The sequence below is a fragment of the Aeromonas tecta genome (assembly GCF_000820185.1).
GTDB lineage: Bacteria > Pseudomonadota > Gammaproteobacteria > Enterobacterales > Aeromonadaceae > Aeromonas > Aeromonas tecta.
Map to the genome: position 1 here is coordinate 1 of NZ_CDCA01000039.1, position 24527 is coordinate 24527.

19 protein-coding genes are annotated in these 24527 nt (G+C 61.2%); 10 read left to right on the forward strand and 9 right to left on the reverse strand.

The features are described 5' to 3' along the window. The first annotated feature begins 434 nt into the window (after positions 1 to 434). From sapA to BN1137_RS18305, 5 genes are all read left to right on the forward strand, one after another. A complete protein-coding gene (sapA, locus tag BN1137_RS18280; protein ID WP_050719966.1) occupies positions 435 to 2030 on the forward strand; it encodes an ABC transporter substrate-binding protein SapA in 1596 nt (531 codons plus the stop codon). A 76-nt stretch (positions 2031 to 2106) separates the two neighbouring features. Beyond that, a complete protein-coding gene (locus BN1137_RS18285; protein WP_050719967.1) occupies positions 2107 to 3066 on the forward strand; it encodes an ABC transporter permease in 960 nt (319 codons plus the stop codon). 149 nt (positions 3067 to 3215) lie between these two features. After that, a complete protein-coding gene (locus BN1137_RS18290; protein WP_050719968.1) occupies positions 3216 to 4109 on the forward strand; it encodes an ABC transporter permease subunit in 894 nt (297 codons plus the stop codon). Then, the gene (locus BN1137_RS18295) at positions 4109 to 5107 is read left to right on the forward strand and encodes a peptide ABC transporter ATP-binding protein (RefSeq protein ID WP_050719969.1); all 999 of its coding nucleotides are present in this window, start codon (positions 4109 to 4111) and stop codon (positions 5105 to 5107) included. Before BN1137_RS18290 ends, BN1137_RS18295 begins: the two co-directional genes overlap by 1 nt. Positions 5108 to 5348: 241 nt before the next feature. Next, entirely contained in the window at positions 5349 to 6134 is a 786-nt protein-coding gene (locus BN1137_RS18305) for a peptide ABC transporter ATP-binding protein (RefSeq protein WP_050719971.1), read from the forward strand. A gap of 350 nt (positions 6135 to 6484) precedes the next feature. Here BN1137_RS18305 and miaE read toward each other — a convergent pair whose 3' ends face one another. Beyond that, a complete protein-coding gene (gene miaE / locus BN1137_RS18310) occupies positions 6485 to 7243 on the reverse strand; it encodes a tRNA isopentenyl-2-thiomethyl-A-37 hydroxylase MiaE (protein WP_050719972.1) in 759 nt (252 codons plus the stop codon). A gap of 169 nt (positions 7244 to 7412) precedes the next feature. After that, positions 7413 to 8423, reverse strand: a complete 1011-nt coding sequence (locus BN1137_RS18315; RefSeq protein ID WP_050719973.1) for a LacI family DNA-binding transcriptional regulator — start codon at positions 8421 to 8423, stop codon at positions 7413 to 7415. Between the two features lie 256 nt (positions 8424 to 8679). On the opposite strand from BN1137_RS18315, the gene ascF reads away from it, so the two are divergent. Together ascF and BN1137_RS18325 are read left to right on the forward strand one after the other, a co-directional pair. Next, positions 8680 to 10137, forward strand: coding sequence for a PTS cellobiose/arbutin/salicin transporter subunit IIBC (gene ascF / locus BN1137_RS18320; RefSeq protein ID WP_050719974.1), 1458 nt, complete (start codon positions 8680 to 8682; stop codon positions 10135 to 10137). 33 nt (positions 10138 to 10170) lie between these two features. Beyond that, positions 10171 to 11601 carry a 6-phospho-beta-glucosidase gene (locus BN1137_RS18325; protein ID WP_050719975.1) on the forward strand — a complete coding sequence of 477 codons (1431 nt, stop codon included), beginning with the start codon at positions 10171 to 10173 and terminating at the stop codon, positions 11599 to 11601. 77 nt (positions 11602 to 11678) lie between these two features. Here BN1137_RS18325 and purF read toward each other — a convergent pair whose 3' ends face one another. The 7 genes from purF to lrp all read right to left on the reverse strand — a co-directional run bounded on the left by purF (position 11679) and on the right by lrp (position 20764). Beyond that, a complete protein-coding gene (purF, locus tag BN1137_RS18330) occupies positions 11679 to 13199 on the reverse strand; it encodes an amidophosphoribosyltransferase (RefSeq protein ID WP_050719976.1) in 1521 nt (506 codons plus the stop codon). 18 nt (positions 13200 to 13217) lie between these two features. Beyond that, the gene (locus BN1137_RS18335; protein ID WP_050719977.1) at positions 13218 to 13709 is read right to left on the reverse strand and encodes a CvpA family protein; all 492 of its coding nucleotides are present in this window, start codon (positions 13707 to 13709) and stop codon (positions 13218 to 13220) included. A 189-nt stretch (positions 13710 to 13898) separates the two neighbouring features. Continuing rightward, a complete protein-coding gene (gene serS / locus BN1137_RS18340) occupies positions 13899 to 15194 on the reverse strand; it encodes a serine--tRNA ligase (RefSeq protein WP_050719978.1) in 1296 nt (431 codons plus the stop codon). Positions 15195 to 15496: 302 nt separating this feature from the next. After that, a complete protein-coding gene (locus tag BN1137_RS18345; protein ID WP_050719979.1) occupies positions 15497 to 16834 on the reverse strand; it encodes a replication-associated recombination protein A in 1338 nt (445 codons plus the stop codon). A gap of 76 nt (positions 16835 to 16910) precedes the next feature. Next, the gene (gene lolA, locus BN1137_RS18350; protein WP_050719980.1) at positions 16911 to 17519 is read right to left on the reverse strand and encodes an outer membrane lipoprotein periplasmic chaperone LolA; all 609 of its coding nucleotides are present in this window, start codon (positions 17517 to 17519) and stop codon (positions 16911 to 16913) included. 69 nt (positions 17520 to 17588) lie between these two features. Beyond that, positions 17589 to 20075, reverse strand: coding sequence for a DNA translocase FtsK (locus BN1137_RS18355; protein WP_050719981.1), 2487 nt, complete (start codon positions 20073 to 20075; stop codon positions 17589 to 17591). A 197-nt stretch (positions 20076 to 20272) separates the two neighbouring features. After that, positions 20273 to 20764 (reverse strand): leucine-responsive transcriptional regulator Lrp, encoded by a 492-nt coding sequence (gene lrp / locus BN1137_RS18360; RefSeq protein ID WP_005300047.1) that lies wholly within the window; start codon positions 20762 to 20764, stop codon positions 20273 to 20275. A gap of 150 nt (positions 20765 to 20914) precedes the next feature. Here lrp and ald point away from each other — a divergent pair, with 150 nt between their 5' ends. From ald to BN1137_RS18375, 3 genes are all read left to right on the forward strand, one after another. After that, complete coding sequence (gene ald, locus BN1137_RS18365) at positions 20915 to 22030, forward strand: alanine dehydrogenase (RefSeq protein ID WP_050719982.1); 1116 nt, start codon at positions 20915 to 20917, stop codon at positions 22028 to 22030. 184 nt (positions 22031 to 22214) lie between these two features. Then, complete coding sequence (gene trxB, locus BN1137_RS18370) at positions 22215 to 23165, forward strand: thioredoxin-disulfide reductase (RefSeq protein ID WP_050719983.1); 951 nt, start codon at positions 22215 to 22217, stop codon at positions 23163 to 23165. A 56-nt stretch (positions 23166 to 23221) separates the two neighbouring features. Beyond that, on the forward strand, positions 23222 to 24463 hold the full coding sequence (locus tag BN1137_RS18375) for a diguanylate cyclase (protein ID WP_050719984.1): 1242 nt from the start codon (positions 23222 to 23224) through the stop codon (positions 24461 to 24463). Positions 24464 to 24527 lie beyond the last annotated feature (64 nt).

The following is a 24527-nucleotide window of genomic DNA, read 5'->3' on the forward strand; positions in this document are numbered from 1 at the left end:
GCCCTGAGTTATCACCAGTTCCGGGGCATGCTGCGTAAATACCAGCTACTCGAGGGAGATGACAACAATGGCAATGCGGACATTAACTGGCCCTGAGTTATCACCAGTTCCGGGGCATGCTGCGTAAATACCAGCTGCTCGAGGGAGATGACAACAATGGCAACGCGGACATTAACTGGCCCTGAGTTATCACCAGTTCCGGGGCATGCTGCGTAAATACCAGCGGCTCGAGGGGGATGACAACAATGGCAACGCGGACATCGACTGACCCGAAGGCCGCGCCCCGATGGGGATGATTGTTTCAGTGTCTGCGGCGCCTGCGTGACAACGAGACAGACTGATGTCGAAAGCGGGAAGCCTTGCCCGGCAAGCTCCCGCAACGCGCCCGCCCCCCGGCGGGCAACTTTGCAAGAAAACATGGTTCCATAATGAGAATGCTCAAACCACTGCTGCTCGGTCTCCTGGTCCTGGTGACCGGTTGTCAGAAACAGACCGAGGCCTCCAAGACAGGGCTCATCTACTGCGTCGAAGGGGCTCCCCAGACCTTCAACCCGCAGATCGCCAACTCGGGGGTCACCCTGGATGCCAGCGCCCGCCCGCTCTACGATCGCCTGCTCGAGGTGAACGCCAACACCCTGAGCATCGAGGGAGGGCTCGCCACCCATTGGCAGAGCAGTGATGACGGCCTCTCCTATACCCTGACCCTGCGCAAGGGGGTGACCTTCCATCGCACCCCCTGGTTCAGCCCCTCGCGCCAGTTCAACGCCGACGACGTGCTGTTTACCTACCATCGCCTGCTGGACGACAAGCACCCCTTCCACACCATCTCCGGCGGTGAATATCCCTATTTCTACAGCCTGGGGCTGGCCTCCCTCATCAAGCGGGTCTACAAGAAGGGCCCCCATGAAGTGGTGTTCGAGTTAAACCGGCCGGACGCCTCCTTCCTCGCGACCCTGGCCAGCGACTACGCGGTCGTGCTGTCGGCCGAGTATGGCGAGCAGATGTACCAGGCCGGCACCCCGGAGCTGCTCGACAACAGGCCCATCGGCACCGGGCCCTTCAGCTTCAAGGAATATCGCCACAACGAGTTCGTCCGTTACCTGCGCCACCCCGGCTACTGGGGCGGTGAGGCCAAGATAGAGCAGCTGATCTACGACATCACCCCCAAGTCTTCCAAGCGACTGGCCAAGCTGTTGACCGGCGAGTGCGATGTGATGAGTACCCCCTCCGCCAGCCAGCTGTCGGTGATCGACAAGGACTCCCAGCTCAATTTGTCGGTGCAGTCGGGCATGAACGTCGCCTTCCTGGCGCTCAATACCCGCAAGGCCCCCTTCAACAAGGTGCAGGTCCGTCAGGCGCTCGCCAGCGCCATCAACGTGCAGAACCTGCTGCAAGCGGTCTACTTCGAAACCGGACAACCGGCCACCAGCCTGCTGCCGCCGCTCTCCTGGGGCTACAACCCCTCCCTGCAACAACGCATGCCAGACTTGAAGCTCGCCCGCCAGCTGCTCAAGGACGCCGGTTTGGAGCAGGGTTTCGAGATGCAGGTGCTGGTACAGCCGGGGGCACGTCCTTACAATCCGGACGGCCTCAAGACCGCCCAGCTGATGCGCAGCGATCTCGCCAAGATAGGGGTGAATCTTAAAATCGTTCAGCAGGCCTGGCCGGTGATCGAGAGCCGGCTCGCCCGGGGACAATATGACAGCCTGCTGTCGGGCTGGGTCGCCGACAACGCCGATCCGGACAACTTCTTTCGCCAGTTGCTAAGCTGCGCCGCGGTCGAGCGGGGCAACAACTACAGTCGCTGGTGCAGCCCGGCCTTCGATCAATTGCTGGACGATGCGGTCACCACCCCGCAGCTCGCCTTCCGCCTGCGCAATTACTACTATGCCCAGACCCTGCTCAACGAGCAGTTGCCGCTGATCCCGCTGGCCCATGCCCTGCGCACCCAGGTGAGCCGCAATGACATCGAGGGATTGACCCTCATGCCCTTTGGTGGCACCACCTTCAACCAGGCCCATCGGGAGTAAGCATGCTTAATCACTATCGTCTCAGCGGCAGCTGCCCCTCCCTGTCATCAACCCCCAGACGCGCGGAGGGATAACCATGTTCTTCTATATTCTGCGCCGCATCAGCCTGCTGCTGATCACCCTGCTGGTATTGACCCTGGGCGCCTACCTGCTGGAGGCTCGCTTCATCGGCCAGGTGCTGGACTTCGGCCATGGCTATCCGGACTTCCTGCAGCGCATCTTCGCCGGGGATCTTGGTCTGTCCAGCGTATCCGGCCAGCCGGTGCTCGACGAGATCCGCCACTACTTCCCGGCGACCCTGACCTTGTGCCTCGCGGCCTTTGCCATTTCGCTGCTGGTGGGCATTCCGCTCGGCACCTTGGCGGCCCTCTATCAGGGGCGCTCTCTCGATCTCTCCATCATGACCGCCGGTCTCATCGGCTACGCCGTGCCGGTGTTCTGGCTGGCCTTGCTGATGGTGATGTTCTTCTCCCTGGATCTCGGCTGGCTGCCGGCGTCGGGCCAGATAAGCCTGCTCTATGACGTGCCCTCTATCACAGGCATCGCCATTGTCGATGTGCTGATGAGCCACGAACCCTGGCGAGAGGCGGCGCTGCACGATGCCTTGCGCCACCTGGTACTGCCCTCCCTGGTGCTGGCCGTGGTGCCCACTACCGAGGTGATCCGCCATGTGCGCAGCTCCCTCATCGATGTGCTCAAACAGAACTACATCAAGGCTGCGGCGAGCCGGGGGCTCTCTCGCCGCCAGATCGTCTGGCGCCATGGGCTCAAGAATGCCCTGCCGCCGGTGCTGCCGCTGCTCGGTCTGCAACTCGGCAGCGTGCTCACCTCCGCCATGATCACCGAGGTGGTATTCGACTGGCCCGGCATCGGCCGCTGGCTGGTCAACAGCATCGCCTTGCAGGACTACGCCGCCATCCGGGGCGCGACCCTGGTGGTCGCCAGCTTCGTGATCTTCATCAGCGTCAGCACCGAGTTGCTCACCACCATCATGTACCCGGCACGGCGTAAAGAACTCTATGCAAAACAAGATTGAACGTGCCCAAGTGATGAGCCTCTGTTGCACAAGCGCCAGATTGCCAGCGCCGAGCTGCTCACCTCCGTCATTGTGTACCCGGCACGGCGTAAAGAGCTCTATGCAAAACAAGACTAAACCCGCCTATCGCCTGGGCTGGAGCCTGACTCATGCAAGATAAATCGAACATCTATCCGGAGCTCAAGATCCTCTCCCCGCTGGAGCAGACCTGGGCCTCCTATCGTCGCAACCCGCTGGCCATGGGCGGGCTCTGGTGCTTCGCCCTGCTGCTGGTCATCACCCTGGTGGGCCCGCTGGTGGTGCCCTATGGCATCGATGATCAGCACAGCAGCCGCCTGCTGCTCGAACCCTCCTGGGCCAGCACCGGCAACATCGACTACTTCCTCGGCACCGACGATCTCGGCCGCGATATCCTCTCGCGTCTCGTAGTGGGGGCTCGCCTCACCTTCGGCAACGCATTGCTGGTGGTGGCGATTGCGCTCATTGCCGGCTCCGCCATCGGCATCCTCGGCGGCATGAGCAAGGGGGTCAAATCGAGCGTGCTGCATCACCTGCTCGATACCCTGCTCTCCATCCCCTCCCTGCTGCTGGCCATCATAGTGGTCGCCATCTTGGGGCCGGGTCTCTTCAACACCCTGATCGCCATCACGCTGGCGCTCATTCCTCCCTTCATCCGGGCGACCTACAACGCGGTCCACACCGAGATGCAGAAGGAGTACGTCATCGCCAGCCGCCTCGATGGCTCGCCGCCCTGGCGCATCATGCGTCTGGCCATACTACCGAACATCGTCGAGACCCTGGTGGCGCAGACCACGCGTACCCTCTCCGCCGCCATTCTGGATATCTCGGCGGTGGGCTTCCTCGGCCTCGGCGCCCAGTCGCCGCAACCCGAGTGGGGCGCCATGCTGGCGGATTCGAGCGATCTCATCTATCTCGCCCCCTGGACAGTGACCCTGCCGGGCATGGCGATTCTGTTAAGTGTGCTGATAACCAACCTCGTTGGTGAAGGCATCCGCGAAGCACTCAAACAGGGGAATAACTGATGCCCTTGCTCGACATACGCAACCTCACCATCGAAATTGACACCCCTCAGGGCAAGGTCAAGGCGGTGGACAGGGTCAGCCTGACCCTGAACGAAGGGGAAATTCGCGGCCTGGTGGGCGAATCCGGCTCCGGCAAGAGCCTGGTGGCCAAGGTGATCGTCGGTATCCAGAAGGACAACTGGACGGTGCGCGCCGACCGGATGCGCTTCAACGACATGGACTTGCTGACCATGGCCCCCAAGGAGCGGCGCCGCATCATGGGCCGGGAGATCGCCATGATCTTCCAGGATCCCATCAGCTGCCTCGACCCCTCCGAGGAGATAGGCACCCAGCTGGAGGAGGCCATCCCCACCAGCGCTTTTGTCGGCAAGTTCTGGCAGCGCTTCCAGTGGCGCAAGAAGCGGGCCATCGCCCTCTTGCACCGGGTCGGCGTCAAGGATCACCGCAAGGTGATGCGGGCCTATCCCCACGAGCTGTCGGATGGCATGTGCCAGAAGGTGATGATCGCCATGGCCATCGCCAACCAGCCGCGCCTCTTGGTGGCGGACGAGCCCACCAGCGCCATGGAGTCCACCACCCACTCCCAGATCCTGCGGTTGTTGGACAAGATGAACAAGCTGGGCAACACCACCATCCTCATCATCAGCAATGACATCGCCGCCATCGCCAACCTGACCGATACCATCAACATCATGTATTGCGGCCAGATGGTGGAAGTGGGCACCCGGGAGCAGATCCTGACGTCGCCCCATCACCCCTATACCGATGCCCTGCTCAAATCCATTCCTGACTTTGACAAGCTGGTGCGCCACAAGTCGAGGCTCGAGACCCTGCCGGGGGTGATACCACCGCTGCAGCACCTGCCCATCGGCTGCCGGCTCGGCCCCCGTTGCCCCTATGCCCAGAAGCAGTGCGTACAGACGCCGCTGATGAGCAAGATCAAGGGCCATCAGTTCAGTTGTCACTTCCCGCTGAACATGGAAGAACCGAAGAAATGATCCTGAGTCGTCGCCAGTCCATGCCTCATCAGCAAGGCCAAGGGCCATTCATGTACCAACGGCCACTTCCCGCTGAACATGGAGGAGACGAAGCCATGATCCGAGCCCATGCTCACGCCAGGACTCTTGATGTGCACCAGCCGCAGGCATCACATTTCGCTATCCTAGACCAATTTAGCGGCATAAATATGGGCCGTTTTCAGCCTGTGGCAGCATGTTGCGCCATAAAGGAGCCAAGACAGTGATCGAACCCTCCCTGTTGCAGGTCAGAGGCCTGTGCAAGACCTATCAGAACCGCACCGGCCTGTTCCGGCGCCAGGCGGTGGAAGCCATCAAGCCGCTCTCGTTCGATCTCGGCGTGGGTCAGACCCTGGCCATCGTCGGTGAGGCGGGCTCCGGCAAGAGCACCCTCGCGCGGATTCTGGCGGGCATGATAGAGCCGAGCGGCGGCGAAATCTCGGTCGAGGGCCAACCCCTGGTGCACGGCGACTATCAGACTCGCTGCAAGCTGCTGCGGATGATCTTCCAGGATCCCAATACCTCCCTTAACCGCAAGATCCGGGTCGGCCAGATCCTGGAGACGCCGCTGCGCCTCAATACCGAGATGAGCGAGGAGGAGCGCCGCGACAAGGTGATCCAGACCCTGCGCATGGTGGGCATGTTGCCGGATCACGCGCTCTTCTATCCGCAGATGCTCTCCGCCGGTCAGCAGCAGCGGGTCGGGCTGGCGCGGGCGCTGATCCTCAATCCCAAGATAGTGGTAGCCGATGAGGCCTTGTCGACCCTGGATATCTCGGTGCGCTCCCAGATCATCAACCTGCTGCTGGAGATGCAGGAGACCACTAGGCTCAGTTATGTGCTGGTGGCCAACGATCTGGGCATCGTCAGCCACATCAGCGACGAGGTGCTGGTGATGCACGACGGTCGGGTGGTGGAACGCGGCAAGACCCTCAAGGTGTTTGCCGATCCCCAGCACGAGGTGACCCGCCGCCTCATCCAGAACTACAACAACGAATACCGTCGCTAATCCCCGGCCTGGGTTCACTCAGGCCATCTCCACGCCCTTTTTCGGCCATAAAAAACCCGACTTGTGAGCCGGGTATGCCCCTCAAAAAATCATCTCGCCGCCAAGTGATAGCCTGGGGTTCACTCAGGCCATCCCCACGCCCTTTTTCAGCCATAAACAACCCGGCTTGTGGGCCGGGTATGCCCCTCAAAAAATCATCTCGCCGCCAAGTGAATGGGGCTCACTCAGGCCATCTCCACCCCGTTTATCAGCCATAAAAAAACCCGGCTTGTGGGCCGGGAATTGCGCTCAAAAAAGTGATTGCGTCGCTCGTAGTAGGAACACCTCGATAGTAGGTGCGCCCCCTTTTCTCAACAACTGTCAGATCTGACAGGCAGTCCGCTATGGAACCTGAACTGCGGATCCGGCGAGCAGATGAGCTCGGCCTCGATGGCGCCGAAGAAGGCCACCCGCTCGCTGATGTCCTCCCCCGCATACTGCTCGGCCAGTGCCAGGTAGTCCTGATAATGGCGCGCCTCCGAGCGCAGCAAGGAGACATAGAAGCGGCCAAGCTCCTCGTCCAGATGAGGGGCAATCTTGGCAAAGCGCTCGCAGGAGCGCGCCTCGATAAAGGCGCCGATGATCATCTTGTCCACCACGGCCGCCGGCTCGTAGGTACGCACATGGGTGAGCAGGCTGCGGGCGTAGCGCGACGCGCTGACCGGGCCGTAGGCAATGCCACGGGACTGCATCAACTCCAGCACCTGCTCGAAGTGATGCAGCTCCTCCTGAATGAGCCGCACCATGGGGAACAGCAAGGGGTTACGCTCCAGCTCGGCAAACACGGTGAGGGAGGCTTCTCCCATGGTGCGCTTGCCCAGGATCTCCGCCTTCTCGGGGATGGCATCCAGCTCCCGGTAAAATTCGAGTTGGGGCAGCAGGTGGCGCTTGCCCTTGGGCAGGCAGTAGCGGCGCACCAGGCTGTGGGCGGTCAGGGCTGCCTTGTTCTCGCAGTTGGCGTGATCGATGAGCAGGGTCGACAACTGGGCGGGATCGCGCGCCATCTCCACCCACTCATCCGGGGTCTCACAATGCAGGAACTGGCGAACGGGGGCTAGCAGGTCATCCATCTGAACTCTTGTACTCTCTGGTTGGCGTTGATTGGCATAGGTTGATGCGGCTTGGCTTGATACAGCAGCGCCCGCAAAGGGCGCCCATGCTAACGGATCCGGTTCTCACTGCCCACCTCTTGATGGCGCACAGCTTGATGGAGCGCCTCTTGATAGAACAAGAATGGCCTCACTCCAGCAGGCGCTTGAGGGAGCCGCGCCGGATCAGTGTGCCATTGAAGGTGGGCAGTTCGCCCGGTTCGCCCTCCTCCACCATGGTGATCAGCCGGCTGATGGTTTCCTGGATCATCTCGGTCACCGGCATCTTGACGCTGGCAAGGGACGGAATGACGTAAGGGGCCAGGGCGATGTCATCAAATCCCACCACCGAGACCTGTTCCGGCACCGACACGCCAGCCTCGTGCAACTGCTTGATGGCGCCGATCGCCATGTCATCGTTGCTGGCGATCAGCGCGCTGAAAGGCGCGCCCCCTGCCAGCAGGGTAGAAACGGCGGCCGCGCCGCAGGCGGGGGTCCACTTGCCGGGGGCAATCAGCGCGTCTTGCACCGGGATGTCGTGGCGGGCCAGCGCCTCACGGTAACCGGCGAGGCGCTCGAGACCGGTTGGCGAGTCCGCCGAGCCCGCGATAAAGGCGATCTCTCTGTGGCCCATCTCCACCAGCTTGTCCACCACCGCTGCCGCCGCCACCCGTTGATCCGAGTAGACGCAGTGGCTGTGATGGCGCAGCAGCCGACGGTTGAGCACCATGATGGGTTGGGCGTGCTGCTCGATGATCTCGTCCATCTGCTCGACGCTGAGGAAACGGGGATAGATGATGATGCCGTCACAGCGCGAGTCCAGCAGGTACTGGATGGCCTGGCGTTCCTCCTCGGCGCTGTGTTTGCCGTCCGCCAGGATCAGCTGGCGACCCCGCGCCTCCGTCATTCGCGCCGCGTGGGAGAGCAGCTCGCTGAAATAGACGCCGTGATAGAGGGTATTGGTCACCACCAGCCCCAGGGTCTGGGTGTTTTTGGTGGCCAGCTGCCTGGCCACCAGGTTGGGGCGATAACCGCTCTCCTCGATGGCCTGAGACACCCGATCCCGGGTCTCCTGGCTGGTGTAGCCATTGCCCGACAACACCCGGGAGACCGTCGCCTTCGACACCCCTGCCCGCCTTGCCACCTCCAGCATCGTCGTCATATTAATCCCCCTTGATGTCGACGGGCCGCAGTGTACTGCACCGACAGGGGGTTGTCGTAGCAAGAATGCCCCGATGCCGGGCCGCTTAGTGATCCCATTCACGATTCTGCACTATGGCGGTGCGACCGTCTTGTATCCCGAGGTGAAACTGAGCATGCTTTATGGAACCGGTTCCACAATTTAGTTTCATTCCCGTTCTTCTCGTCGTCAATGACGGGGATCGACAGGCCTCATTTGGTAATAAGGATACGACTCGATGTCAAAGAACTATGCGGCCCTGGCCGGCAAGGTCATCACGGCCCTCGGCGGAACCGGCAACATTGTCGCCCTGACCCACTGCATGACGCGCCTGCGCTTCGTGCTGCAAGACCCCGCCCTGGTGGACAGCGCTGCCCTCAAGGCTATTACCGGGGTGCTTGGCGTCGTCAGCAGTGACAACCAGTGCCAGGTGATCATCGGCAACATGGTCTCCCACGCCTATCGCGAGGTGCTCGCCTTGCTGCCAGCGGGCGCGCAAGGGGACCTGCCAGCGGCCAAGCCAGGTTTTAGCTTCAAGCGCCTCGGGGCCGGCATCCTGGATGCGCTGATCGGCACCATGTCGCCGCTCATCCCGGCCATCATCGGCGGCTCCATGGTCAAGCTCTTGGCCATGGTGCTCAGCATGAGCGGCGCCGTGGAGGTCACCTCCCCCAGCTACATCATCCTCAACGCCATCGGCGACGGCGCCTTCTTCTTCCTGCCGCTGATGGTGGCCGCCTCCGCGGCGGTCAAGTTCAAGACCAATGTGTCGCTCGCCATCGCCATCGCCGGCGTGCTGGTGCACCCGAGCTTCATCGAGCTGATGGCCAGAGCCGCCCAAGGGGAGCAGGTCAGCTTCGGCTTTATTCCGGTCACCGCGGTGAAATACACCTATACCGTGATCCCGGCCCTGGTGATGACCTGGTGCCTCTCCTATATCGAGCGCTGGGTGGACAGCATCACCCCGGCGGTGACCAAGAACTTCTTGAAACCCATGCTGATCGTGCTGATCGCGGCGCCGCTCGCCATCCTGCTCATCGGCCCCATCGGCATCTGGATTGGCACCGCCATCTCCGGTCTGGTCTACACGGTCCACGACTACCTCGGCTGGCTGTCGGTGGCCATCATGGGCGCCCTGTGGCCGCTGCTGGTGATGACCGGCATGCACCGGGTGTTCACCCCGACCATCATCCAGACCATCGCCGAGACCGGCAAGGAAGGCATGGTGATGCCCTCCGAGATCGGCGCCAACCTCTCACTCGGCGGCTCTTCCCTGGCTGTCGCCTGGAAGACCCGTAACCCCGAGCTGCGCCAGACCGCGCTCGCGGCGGCGGCCTCCGCCATCATGGCAGGCATCTCCGAGCCCGCCCTCTACGGCGTGGCCCTGCGCCTGAAGCGGCCACTCATCGCCAGCCTCATCAGCGGCTTCATCTGCGGCGCCGTGGCCGGCATGGCGGGGCTCGCCAGTCACTCCATGGCGGCGCCGGGCCTCTTTACCAGCGTGCAGTTCTTCGATCCGGCCAACCCCATGACCATCGTCTGGGTGTTCGCGGTGATGGCGCTCTCCGTGGTGCTCTCCTTCATCCTGACCCTGCTGCTGGGGTTTGAAGACATTCCGGTTGAGAAAGAGCGCCCCAAAGCTGCCGCCGAGGAGGCCGTGCCGACGCTGCAGGTCAAGACGGCCGCCAGCCTGTGAATTCGCATCATCCGACATGACAAGAGGTAACCAATGTCGTTAACCAAATTTCCGAAAGACTTCCTCTGGGGCGGCGCCCTGGCCGCCAACCAGGCGGAGGGCGGTTATCGCGAGGGGGGCAAGGGCCTGACCACGGTGGACATGATCCCCCACGGCGCCAGCCGCATGGCGGTCAAACTCGGCCAGGAGAAGCGCTTCACCCTGCGAAGTGACGAGTATTATCCGAGCCACGACGCCATCGATTTTTATCACCGCTACAAAGAAGACATAGCGCTGATGGCCGAGATGGGCTTCACCGTGTTTCGCACCTCCATCGCCTGGAGCCGACTCTACCCCAAGGGGGATGAGCGCGAGCCCAACCCCGAGGGCATCGCCTTCTACCGGGCTCTGTTTGAGGAGTGCAGAAAGTACCAAATCGAGCCGCTGGTGACCCTGTGTCACTTCGACGTGCCCCTGCACCTGGTGGTGGAGTACGGCTCCTGGCGCAATCGCCAGATGGTGGAATTTTTCACCCGCTACGCCCGCACCTGTTTCGAGGCCTTCGATGGGCTGGTGAAGTGCTGGCTCACCTTCAACGAGATCAACATCATGCTGCACAGCCCCTTCTCCGGCGCTGGCTTGGTGTTTGAGACCGGGGAAAACCAGGAGCAGGTGAAGTATCAGGCCGCTCACCACGAGCTCATTGCCAGCGCACTCGCGACCCGCATTGCCCACGAGATAAATCCACGCAACCAGGTAGGCTGCATGCTGGCGGGGGGCAACTTCTACCCCTACTCCTGCAAGCCGGAAGATGTGTGGGCCGCGCTCCAAAAAGAGCGGGAGAACCTGCTGTTTATCGACGTGCAGGCGAGAGGCGCCTACCCCAGCTACGCCGCCAGCCTGTTTCGCGACAAGGGCATCCAGATCGTCAAGGCGGCTGGGGATGATGAGATCCTCAAACACAGCGTCGATTTCGTCTCCTTCAGCTACTACGCCTCTCGCTGCGCCTCCGCCGACATGAACGCGGGCAACACCAGCGCGGCCAACGTGGTCAAGTCGCTGCGCAATCCTCATATCGAGGTAAGCGAATGGGGCTGGGGCATCGATCCCCTTGGCCTGCGCATCACCATCAACACCCTGTATGATCGCTACCAGAAGCCGCTGTTCCTGGTGGAGAATGGCCTTGGCGCCGTCGATGAGCCAAACGATCAGGGCGAGATCGAGGACGACTACCGCATCGCTTACCTGCGCGAGCACATTCGCGCCATGGGGGACGCCATCGGCGACGGTATTCCGCTCATGGGCTACACCAGCTGGGGCTGCATCGATCTGGTGGCCGCCTCCACCGGCGAGATGAGCAAGCGCTACGGCTTTGTGTATGTGGACAGGGACGACGCCGGCAGAGGCACCCTGGCCCGCAGGCGCAAGAAATCGTTCTGGTGGTACAAGAAGGTGATCGCCAGCAACGGCGAGGATCTGGCATGATGCCATGGGGCTGATGCTGAAGCAAAGATGGGGGCCAAGGCCCCCATCTTTTTCATCACGACATCACGAGAAAACGTTTAACTGCCTTCGTTAAAAATTTCCAGGTTGCTGGTGCCTTCCTGCCATTCACGCACGGCCTTGTTGTCGTCGCAGCGCTGGGCATTGAGGTGATCCAGATAGCCCTGATCCACGTCGGCGGTGACGTAGTGGCCGTTGAACACCGAGGTCTCGAAGTGGCGCAGCTCGGGGTTGATTTCCCGCACCGCGGCTTCCAGGTCTTCCAGGTCCTGGAAGATGAGGCCGTCGGCACCGATGAGCGCACACACCTCTTCCACTTCCCGACCGTGGGCGATCAGCTCGTTGGCGGTGGGCATGTCGATGCCATAGACGTTGGGGAACCGAATTTCCGGTGCCGCCGAGGCGAAGTAGACCTTGGCCGCCCCCGCTTCCCGCGCCATCTGAATGATCTGCTCGGAGGTGGTGCCACGGACGATGGAGTCATCCACCAGCAGCACTTTCTTGCCCTTGAACTCGGAGCCGATGGCATTGAGTTTGCGGCGCACCGACTTCTTGCGCTGGGTCTGGCCCGGCATGATGAAGGTACGGCCGATGTAGCGGTTCTTCACGAAGCCCTGACGGTACGGCAGACCCAGGGTGTGAGCAATCTCCAGCGCCACGTCGCAAGAAGTCTCGGGGATGGGGATGACCACATCCACATCGAGATCTTCCCACTCGCGGGCAATCTTCTGGCCCAGCTTGCGACCCATGTTGAGACGGGCGGCATAGACGGAGACCTTGTCGATGCACGAGTCGGGGCGGGCGAAGTAGACGTATTCGAAGATGCAGGAGCTCATCTGCGGGTTCTCCGCACACTGCTCGGAGAACAGCTGGCCCTGCTCGGTGATGTAGATGGCTTCACCCGGCGCGACGTCGCGCACCGTCTCGAAACCGATGGCATCCAGTGCCACGCTCTCGGAGGCGAGCATGTACTCCACCTGGCCCTGCTCATCGGCCCGGCGACCCAGGATCAGCGGACGAATGCCGTTGGGGTCACGGAAACCGATGAGGCCATGACCAATCACCAGGGTGACCACGGCGTAGGCACCACGGATCTGCTGATGGGTCTTGCGCACCGCGGCGAAGATATCTTCCGGGCGCAGCGCCATCTTGTCACAGAGATCCAGCTCGTGGGCCAGCACGTTCAGCAACACTTCCGAATCGGAGGTGGTGTTGATGTGACGACGGGCCACCTTGAACTGTTGCTCCTTGAGCGCCTTGGCGTTGGTGAGGTTGCCGTTATGGGCCAGCACCATGCCATAGGGAGAGTTGACGTAAAAAGGTTGGGCTTCTGCGGCACTGGAGCTGCCTGCGGTGGGATATCTGACATGTCCTATGCCGATATGCCCCTTCAGTCGCTGCATGTGGCGCACTTCAAACACATCCTTCACCAGGCCATTGGCCTTGCGTTGCCGGAAGTTTCCACTGTCTATGGTCACGATCCCGGCGGCATCCTGTCCCCTGTGCTGCAACACCGTCAAGGCATCGTAGAGGGCCTGATTGACGGGGGTGGTGCCAACTATACCGACAATACCGCACATGTCTTTGCTACCTCGAAGTCACTGTACCTGATTAAGAAAACTCGATGAGTTCAACACGAACCCGAAGAACCACTGGATCACCGGCTTGAACTCGGGAACCAGCTTGGACGCCGTCCACCAGTCGCTCTGGGAGAGACTGGTAAAGGTATCCATAAAAAACAACAGGGCACTGACGATCAGTACCCCGCGAATAGCGCCAAAGCAGACACCGAGCACCCTGTCTGTGCCAGACAGGCCGGTCTTGTCCACCAAGAGCCCCACCACATAGTTCACCACGCTACCGAGGATCAGGGTCGCCACGAACAGGGCGGCGATGGCCAGGCCATTGCGCACCAGGGCGTCGGAGAAGGAGGTGAAGTAAACGGCGAGATCGGGATAGAAATGGCTGGCGATGAAGAAGGCAATAAACCAGGTGATCAGGGACATGGCCTCCTTCACGAAGCCGCGCACCAGGCTGATGAGGGCGGAGAAACCGACGATGCCGATGATGGCGTAATCAATCCAGACCATAGAGAAAAGTGTCCTGCGAAATTGCGGCGCAGTCTAACAAAAACGATTGCGCAATGCTTGATAAAATTGTGTTAAACATTCACTGCAGCGCCGATAGAGGCCATCTCCAGCCCTGTTCAACAAGATTGAGTGGTGCTTAAACGCACAACGCCATGGCATGGCCATGGCGTTGTCATCAGCGGCCAGCACTTACCCGATGTAGGTCAGGCCACCCATGTAGGATTGCAGCGCCTCAGGGATGGCGATGCGACCATCTTCCTGCTGGTAGTTCTCCATCACCGCCACCAGGGTGCGACCCACTGCCAGGCCGGAGCCGTTCAGGGTGTGCAGCAGTTGCGGCTTACCATCGATGCGTACCCGCGCCTGCATGCGACGCGCCTGGAAGTCGGTGCAGTTGGAGACAGAGGAGATCTCGCGGTAGGTGTCCTGAGCCGGCAGCCACACTTCCAGATCGTAGGTCTTGGCGGCGCAGAAGCCCATGTCGCCGGTGCACAGCGCCATCACGCGATACGGCAGACCCAGCAGTTGCAGCACCTTCTCGGCGTGACCGGCCATCTCTTCCAGTGCATCCCAGGATTTTTCCGGGTGAACCAGCTGGACCATCTCGACCTTGTCGAACTGGTGCATGCGGATGAGGCCGCGGGTATCACGACCGTAGGAGCCGGCTTCGGAGCGGAAGCAAGGGCTGTGAGCGGTCATCTTGATGGGCAGCTCTTGCTCGTCGAAGATCTCGTCGCGGGCCATGTTGGTGAGCGGCACTTCGGAGGTCGGGATCAGGGAGAACTTGCGCAGCTTGCCCTCTTCGTCCCCTTCACCCTCGATACCGGTGTTGAACAGGTCTTCGGAGAACTTCGGCAGCTGACCGGTGCCATACAGGCTGTCCGGGTTCACCAGATAGGGCACGTAGCATTCGGTGTAGCCGTGCTGCTGGGTGTGCAGGTCCAGCATGAACTGCGCCAGGGCGCGGTGCAGGCGGGCAATCTGACCCTTCATCACCACGAAGCGGGCACCGGACAGCTTGACGCCGTTCTTGAAGTCCACGCCCTTGACCGCTTCACCGAGATCGATGTGATCGCGCACCGGGAAGTCGAACGCGCGCGGGGTACCCCAGCGGCGCACTTCCACGTTGTCGTTCTCGTCACGGCCCACCGGAGTGGTGTCGCTCGGCAGGTTGGGGATGGCGTCGGCGATGGCTTTGATATCGCGCAGCAGGGTCTCGAGCTCGACCTTGCTGGTCTCGAGTTCCTCGTTGATCTTGGTCACTTCTGCTTTCAGCGGTGCCACATCTTCACCACGACGAGCCGCCTCACCGATGGACTTGGAGCGGGCGTTGCGCTCGGCCTGCAGCTCCTGGGTGCGGGACTGCAGATCCTTGCGTTTCTCTTCCAGAGCGTTGACAGCCGCTACGTCCAAAACGTAGCCACGTGTCGCCAGACGAGCGGCAGCCTCTTCGATATCGCTGCGCAGATATTTGGGATCCAGCATGGTTTACCTACTTTTTTCAATGGGATCTGAGCCTGGGGCATCGCCCTGGCGAGAAAACAGATCCGGAAGTTAACATCGGTTGGCGCACCCCAGTCGTCTTTAAACAGAAGGTTGAGTCTTTCCAGCCTTCAAAATCAAGAAGATGGCACCAGGCCAAGACAAACGGGGTCAGAGGGGCAGTGTAGCAGACCGCCCCCCCGCCCGAACAGGGACTAAGCGGTCGTTTTTAGCAAGTTTGCGCGCCGGGGCGAAGCGAGATTCTCTTCGTCGGGACATTGCGCTGCCCAGGCTCAAAAAAGAACTTATTTGTCCCGATTTTTCGGACTTTGACGATCCAGTTCACGCAGATAATCGAGTTTTTGGCCGATTTGCTTCTCCAGACCCCGGTCGGTGGGCTGATAGTAGTGCTTGTCGGCAAGCTCGGGCGGGAAGTAGCTCTCGCCGGCGGCGTAGGCGCCGGGCTCGTCGTGGGCGTAGCGGTACTCGGCGCCGTAGCCGAGTTCGCTCATCAGCTTGGTCGGGGCGTTGCGCAGGTGCGGCGGCACCTCGAAATCCGGCAGGTTTTTGGCATCATTGAGCGCCGCCTTCCAGGCGGTGTAGACCGCATTGCTCTTGGGCGCGCAGGCGAGGTAGACGATGGCCTGGGCGATGGCCCGCTCCCCTTCCGCCGGGCCGATGCGATGGAAGCAATCCCAGGCCGACAAGGCCACCTGCATGGCACGCGGATCGGCGTTGCCGACGTCCTCCGAGGCGATGGCCAGCAGCCGGCGGGCAATATAGAGCGGATCGCACCCGGCGCTCACCATGCGGGCATACCAGTAGAGCGCCGCATCCGGCGCCGAGCCACGGATGGACTTGTGCACCGCCGAGATAAGGTCGTAGAAGTGATCGCCGCCCTTGTCGAAACGCGCCACGTGCTCCCCCACCACCGCGGCCAGCAGGGCGCTGTCGATTATCCGCTCCCCTGCGCCATTACTCTCGGCCATATCGGCCAGCAGCTCCAGGTAGTTGAGGGACTTGCGGCCATCCCCATCCACGGCTTTCGCCAGTGCCTCCTTCACCCCGGGGGCGAAGCGCAGGGTGGGATCATTGAGGCCACGGGGGTCGGTCATGGCCTGATCGATCATGGCGAGGATGTCGTTTTCTTCCAGCCGTTTGAGCAGATAGACCCGGGCCCGGGAGAGCAGTGCGTTGTTGAGTTCGAACGAGGGGTTTTCGGTGGTGGCACCGATGAAGGTGATGGTGCCGTCTTCGATGTGGGGCAGGAACACATCCTGCTGACTCTTGTTGAAACGGTGCACCTCGTCCACGAAGAGGATGGTGCGCACCCCGCGCCAGCTGTTCTCCTTCGCCTTGTCGATGGCGGCGCGGATCTCCTTGATGCCGGAGGTGACCGCGGAGAGCCGCTCCACTTCGGCCTGGCAGTAGTGCGCCATGAGCTCGGCCAGCGTGGTCTTGCCGGTGCCGGGCGGTCCCCACAGGATCATCGAATGGCAGTGCCCCGCCAGTATGGCTTTGCGCAGGGGCTTGTCAGCCCCCAGGATATGCTGCTGACCTATGTACTGATCGAGGTTCTGCGGCCGCATCCGGGCCGCCAGTGGCCGAAAGTCCGACGAAAAGTCCAATGACAGGTTACTCATCGGTGTTGTCCGTCCAGGGTGGCACCCACCGCCAGCAGACTCGCTGTCGACGATACATCCAAAGGCCGCGCGCTCATCAGCGTTGGTCGTCCAGCGCGACCCCCTTGGGCGTTTTGAACACGAACTCGTTACCCTTGAGCACCGGCTTGCGATTAAAGCTGCTCAAGACGAACTCGCTCCACTGCCCCTGCGCCTCTTTCACGTCGAAGCGGCTGATGTTGTTGGTCCGATCGAAGGTGATGCGGAAGGAGGCGATAAGCTCGTCCTTGTTGCGGCTGGTGACGGTGTAGACGTCCCCCTGCTGGGTCACGTCGTAGTTCTTCCAGAGCCCGATGTCATTGCCGGCGATCAGCACGAAGGGGGTATTGAGCACGGCGTCTTTCAGCTTGAGGGCGGTGACCTGCTCGACGAAGGGATCGTAGATCCAGACGTCCTTGCCATCGGCCACGATCAGGCTCTCGTCCGGGGCCGTGGTGTGCCAGTTGAAGCGGTTGGGGCGCTGCACCAGCAGATCGCCGCTCGCTTTTTGCAGCTCTTTGCCCTTGCTGTCATAGACGGTCTGGGCAAACTTGGCGGAGAACAGGCTCACGTCGGCCAGCTTCTGTTTGAGATCGCTGGCGGCATCGGCCCACACCTGGCTGCTGGCCAGCAGCAGTACAGAACCCATCAATAATGCTTTTTTCATCATGCTTCCCGTTTACAAGGGCTCGATAAAAGGCCATGTCCGCAGACATGGCCAGGATGATATGAAGGCTTAATCACGCACCGGCGGCGGTGCCAGCACGTCGCGCTGACCGTTGCCGCCCGGCGCACTGACGATGCCCTGGTTTTCCATCTGCTCGATGAGACGAGCCGCCCGGTTGTAACCAATCTTGAATTTGCGTTGCACGCTGGAGGTGGAGCCGCGGCGCGATTCGACCACGAAGGCCACCGCCTCGTCGAACAGGGGATCGAGCTCTTCGTCACCGTTGCTGCCGTAGTCGCCACTGCCACCCTCGCCGTCCGATTCACCGGAGAGGATCTCCTGGATGTAGTCCGGTTCGCCGCGAAGCTTCCAGTCCGCCACCACTTTGTGCACCTCGTGGTCATCGACGAAGGCGCCGTGCACCCGAGTCGGGTTGGAGGTACCGGCCGGCATGTAGAGCATGTCACCCATGCCGAGCAGGGATTCGGCGCCGCCCTGATCCAGGATGGTGCGGGAATCGATCTTGCTCGATACCTGGAACGAGATCCGGGTCGGGATGTTGGCCTTGATGAGGCCGGTTATCACATCCACCGACGGACGCTGGGTCGCGAGAATAAGGTGAATACCGGCGGCCCGCGCCTTCTGGGCGATACGGGCGATGAGCTCTTCCACCTTCTTGCCGACGATCATCATCATGTCGGCGAATTCGTCCACCACCACCACTATGTGCGGCAGCTTCTCAAGCTCCGGCGGCATCTGATCCATGGAGTCGCCAGGGCGCCACAGCGGATCGCGCATCGGCTCACCGGCCGCTGCAGCCGCCAGCACCTTGTCGTTGTAACCCTTGAGGTTACGTACCCCGACCGCCGACATCAGCTTGTAGCGGCGCTCCATCTCGCCCACACACCAGCGCAGCGCGTTGGCGGCATCCTTCATGTCGGTGACCACCTCGGTCAGCAGGTGCGGGATCCCCTCGTAGACCGACAGCTCCAGCATCTTGGGGTCGATCATGATGAAACGCAGATCCTCGGGGGAGGACTTGTAGAGCATGGAGATGATCATGGTGTTCACCCCCACCGACTTGCCCGAGCCCGTGGTACCGGCCACCAGCAGGTGCGGCATCTTGGCGAGGTTCACCACCACGGGTTCGCCGGCGATATCCTGACCCAACCCCATGGTGAGCGGGTTGTGGCTGTCCGTGAAGGCGGCGCAGTCGAGGGTCTCACGCAGGTAAACGGTCTGGCGCACCCGGTTGGGCAACTCGATGCCGACGAAAGTCTTGCCCGGAATCACTTCCACCACCCGCACGCTGCTGGCAGACAGGGAGCGCGCGAGATCGCGGGACAGGTTGGTTATCTTGCTCGCCTTCATGCCCGGCGCGAGGTCCAGCTCGAAACGGGTGATGACGGGGCCCGGATAGACACCGACCACCTTGGCCTGCACGTTGTAATCGGCGAGCTTGGCCTCCACCAGCCGGCCCATGCGCTCCAGCTCGTCCTTGCTCATCATCTGAGTCTTGGCGGGCGGGCGGTCCAGCAGATCCAGACCGGGCAAGGGTGCCATGTTGGGCTGCGGGCGGCGCTTGGGCTTGGGCGCGGCGGCCAACGGCGCGGCCGGTTCATCGTCACCCTCTGCCCAGGGCAGATCGAGATCGTCTTCGTCTGCTACCGGCTGTGGGCGGGCATTGGCGGCGCGCTTGGTTTTGGCAACGGGCGCGGGCGCCTCGTCATCTTCGTCGTCAAACTGCGGATCGAACTGGAAGGTGTCGTCGTCAAGCTCCGGCAACCATTCGTCAGATTTTGTCTTTTGAGCCTTCGCCTTCGGCTTGCGCGTCCAGCTGCTGTGCGGCTCATCCTCATCATCCAGCTCGATGGCACCCACGCCGCCCTCCAGCAAGGGATCCGGTCCCTCAAAGCGGGGCTGACGCCAGCCGCCGGTCAACCAGCGACCGAGGGTGGTGGGGAAGTGATAGATGGCGCTGACCGTGCCGGTGCAGCTGGCACCGATCCGCTCGACGATGGTGAGCCAGGACCAGCCGGTGAACAGGGTAATACCGGTCGCCACGAAGCAGAGCAGCATCAGGTTGGCGCCGACGCCGCCAAACAGCGGCACAACGGCGGAGGCAATGACGTCCCCCACCAGGCCGCCGGCGGAGAAATTCTGCATGTCATTGAAGTTCATGCTGGCGATGGCGGACATGCCAAGCACCGTCAGCACGAAACCGACGATCCGCACCGACAGGGTCAAATAGTCGACTTCTAGCAGTCGGCTCGGCCGCCAGAACAGGCTCCAGCCAAGCAGTACCACCAGAGGGGGAACCAGATAAGAGAAGGCACCGAAGGTGAACATGGTGATATCGGCGAGCCAGGCACCGGCGCTACCCGCTAGGTTCTTCACCTCCCCTTGCCAGGAGGTCTGGGACCAACCGGGATCGGCGGGATGATAGGTCAACAGGGCAAGTAAGAGATAGGCAGCCATCAGGGTGATGGCGATCAAGACGGCCTCGAAGATCCGTTGGGTACCTGATAAAGGAGTAAACAGCTTTTTATCGGCCAAACTCCGGCTCCTTTCTGAAAACATGTAATGCGGGATAGGGGGCCTAGTATCCCTGAAAAGCCCACCGATTGTCAGCCTGTGCCTGAGGGCGGGGCCATGTTTACCACCAGGGTGATAAGAAGAAACGAGCGGACCAGCCGCTCGTTTCTGACTATCGTGACTTGTTATGGAACTTGCAAGTCACAGCATAACCCGACTTAGCGGGTGCTGATCACCAGACGACTACTCTGCTTGACCTCTTCCATCACCACGTAGGTGCGGGTGTCATTGACGCCGGGCAGACGCAGCAGGGTTTCCCCCAACAGGCGACGATAGGCCGACATGTCACTGACACGGGTCTTGAGCAGATAGTCAAAATCGCCGGAGACCAGATGGCACTCCTGGATCTCTTCGAGCACCTGCACAGCCTTGTTGAACTGTTCAAATACGTCGGGAGCACCGCGATTGAGGGTGATTTCTACAAACACCAGCAGAGACGCATCCAGATAATGAGGGTTCAGAATAGCGGCATATCCTTCGATATAACCTTGTCGCTCAAGGCGACGAACCCGTTCTAGACACGGTGTAGGACTCAGGCCAACTCGTTTGGACAATTCAACGTTTGAAATCCTGCCATCCTTTTGCAGTTCATTCAGAATGTTGCGGTCTATCCTGTCCAAATCCTTCAGCCGACTCTTAGCTTCCATCATTTAATTCCATCCTTTGGCTATTTTTTGGTAAGAATCACCAGTTATTTTATAATAATGGTCACAAATCCTGTCAATACCTGAATATACTAGGCGCAAATGTTGCTTAACATACCGGCAACATAAACCACCAATCGATAGACGAGGGATAGCATGATTATCGGTGTACCTAAGGAAATAAAAAACCATGAATATCGCGTAGGCATGGTTCCAGCCAGTGTACGTGAACTAACAGCACGAAACCATACTGTTTTCGTTCAAAGCGGGGCAGGAAGTGGCATTGGCTTCAGTGACGCAGATTATCTGGCTGCTGGAGCCGAAATTTTGGCCTCCGCTGCCGATGTTTTCGCCAAGGCCGAGATGATCGTCAAGGTGAAGGAGCCCCAGGCCGTCGAGCGCGCCATGCTGCGCCCGGGCCAGACCCTGTTCACCTACCTGCATCTGGCGCCAGACCTGGCCCAGACCCGGGAATTGCAAGACAGCGGCGCCGTCTGCATTGCCTACGAAACCGTCACCGATAGTCGTGGTGGCCTGCCGCTGCTGGCCCCCATGTCGGAGGTCGCCGGACGCATGTCTATTCAGGCCGGCGCCCAGGCGCTGGAGAAGTCCCGCGGCGGTAGCGGCATGCTGCTCGGCGGCGTGCCCGGGGTCGAACCGGCCAAGGTGGTGATCATCGGTGGTGGCGTGGTGGGGTCCAACGCAGCGCGCATGGCCATCGGCCTGCGCGCCGATGTCACCATACTCGACAACAACATCGACACCCTGCGTCGCCTCGACAGCGAATTCCAGGGCGCCGCCAAGGTGGTCTACTCCAACCGCGAGACCCTGGAGCGTCACATTCTGGCGGCAGACCTGGTTATCGGCGGCGTGCTGGTGCCCGGCGCCACTGCGCCAAAACTTGTCAGCCGTGACCACATTGCGCGCATGAAGCCGGGCTCGGCGGTGGTCGACGTGGCCATCGATCAGGGCGGTTGTGTGGAAACCTCTCACGCTACCACCCACCAGGATCCGACCTTCATCGTCGATGAGGTGGTACACTACTGTGTAGCCAACATGCCGGGCGCCGTGGCCAGAACCTCCACCGTGGCCCTCAACAACGCCACCCTGCCCTTCATCATCCGGCTGGCCGAGCAGGGTTATCGCAAGGCTCTGCTGGGGGATCCTCACCTGCTGCACGGGCTGAACGTGATGGAAGGCAAGGTAACCTGCCGGGAAGTCGCCGAGGCGCACAACCTGGCCTACACGGATCCCCTGACCCTGTTGAACTGATCGCCAGCCCCGCAAGGGAGCAGCGATGAGTGAAAATCCGCCCGCGATGGGCGGTTTTTTTTGGCAAAATGGTGGCCAGCAACCCCCTCCCCTGGCGATTGCCACAATCGACGTGCTGACCTTTGACCCCGGATCACGAATTACCTACAATCGCGCAAACTCATCACGTCTCGGAAATCACATCATGAGCCAAGTTACTCATAGCAAACTGCTGATCCTGGGCTCCGGCCCCGCGGGTTACACCGCGGCCGTCTATGCCGCCCGCGCCAACCTGAGCCCCCTGCTGATCACCGGTATGCAGCAAGGTGGTCAGCTGACCACCACCACCGAAGTAGAAAACTGGCCTGGTGATGCGGAAGGGCTGACCGGCCCGGCCCTGATGGAACGCATGCAAGCCCATGCGGAAAAGTTCGATACCAGCATCCTGTTTGATCACATCAATGAAGTGGAGCTGACCCAGCGTCCGTTCCGCCTCAAGGGTGACAACGGCGAATACAGCTGCGATGCGCTGATCATCGCCACCGGCGCCTCCGCCAAGTACCTGGGGCTGCCCTCCGAAGAGGCCTTCAAGGGCCGTGGCGTCTCCGCCTGCGCCACCTGTGACGGTTTCTTCTATCGCAACCAAGAAGTGGCCGTGGTCGGCGGCGGCAACACCGCCGTGGAAGAGGCGCTCTATCTGGCCAACATCGCCAAGAAGGTGCACCTCATTCATCGCCGCGACGAGTTCCGCGCCGAGAAGATCCTGATCAAGCGTCTCAATGACAAGGTGGCCAGTGGCAACATAGTGCTGCACACCCACCAGACCCTGGATGAAGTGCTGGGCGACAACATGGGCGTGACCGGTGTGCGCCTGCGCAGCACCCGGGATGACTCCACCTCCGAGCTGCCGCTGATGGGGGTCTTCATCGCCATCGGTCACCAGCCCAACACCCAGATCTTCGCCGGCCAGCTGGCGATGGAGAACGGTTATTTGAAGGTTCGCGGCGGGCTGGAAGGCTTCGCCACCCAGACCAGCATCGAGGGCGTCTTCGCCGCAGGGGACGTGGCCGACCATGTCTACCGTCAGGCCATTACCTCAGCCGGTACCGGCTGTATGGCCGCGCTGGATGCGGAGCGATATCTAGACGCACAATAAGCGTAAGGATATAAAGGGCATGCCAATGGGCATGCCCTTTTCTTTTAAGGAGCCGGATGAAACGAAAAATATTGATAGTCGAAGATAGCCTGACGATCCGCCGCATGCTGATCCAGGCCATCGCCCAGCAAACCGGGCTGGAGATCGACGCCTTCGATACCCTGGCGGGTGCCCGCCACTGTCGGGGAGAGGAGTATGTGGTCGCCCTGGTGGATCTCACCCTGCCGGATGCCCCGAGCGGGGAAGCGGTCAAGGTGTTGCTGGGACAGGGTCTGCCGGTGGTGATCCTCACCGCCGACATCAGCGAGGAGAAACGGGAAGCCTGGCTCGAGGCCGGGGTGCTGGATTACGTGATGAAAGATTCGCGCCACTCCCTGCAATACGCCGTCAGCCTGGTGCACCGCCTCTACCTCAATCAGGCCATCGAGGTACTGGTCGTCGATGACTCTCTCACCTCCCGCCATCGCACCATGGCCCAGCTGCGCAAGCAGTTGCTGCAGGTGCACGAGGCAACCTGCGCCAAGGCCGCCCTGGTGAGCCTTGAGCAGAACCCGGCCATCCGACTGGTACTGGTGGATTACTACATGCCGGAGATCGATGGCATCAGCCTGGTGCGCATGTTGCGCGAGCGCTACAGCAAGCAGCAGCTCGCCATCATCGGCATCTCGGTGTCAGACAAGCACGGCCTCTCCGCCCGTTATCTCAAGCAAGGGGCGAACGACTTTCTCAACCAGCCGTTTGAACCCGAGGAGCTGCAGTGCCGGGTCAGCCACAACCTGGAGGCGCTTGAGCAATTCAACAGCATTCAGGAATCTGCCAATCGCGACTACCTGACGGGGCTCTACAACCGGCGCTACTGGTTCAACGAGGGACAAAAATGGTTTGAGGAGCATCAGCGCCAGCAGGCCCAGCTCACCCTCTGTGTGCTGGACGTGGATCACTTCAAGCAGGTCAATGATCACTGGGGCCATGCCATCGGCGATCTGCTGCTCTGCCACCTGACCCGGCTACTCACCCAGTTCTTCCCTGATGCCATGATTGCCCGTTTCGGTGGCGAGGAATTTGCCCTGATGGTGCCCCACTGCACCGTGCCCGTGTTGCTCAAGCGTCTGGAGGGGCTGCGCCAGCAGCTGCGTCAGCAACCCCTGTCCCGGGAAGTCCCCCTGTTTGTGCGCGCCAGTTTCGGCGTCATCAAGGTCGGGCGGCTCTCCATGGATGAGGCACTGAGCGAAGCGGATCGCCAGCTGTATCAGGCGAAGAACACCGGTCGCGACAAGATAGTGTCTCAGGACGCCTGAGCGAGCCTCGCCCAGGTGTTCCGTGTAGTTCCGCCCGGCAGGCCCCTTGTGGCCATCGCCGGGC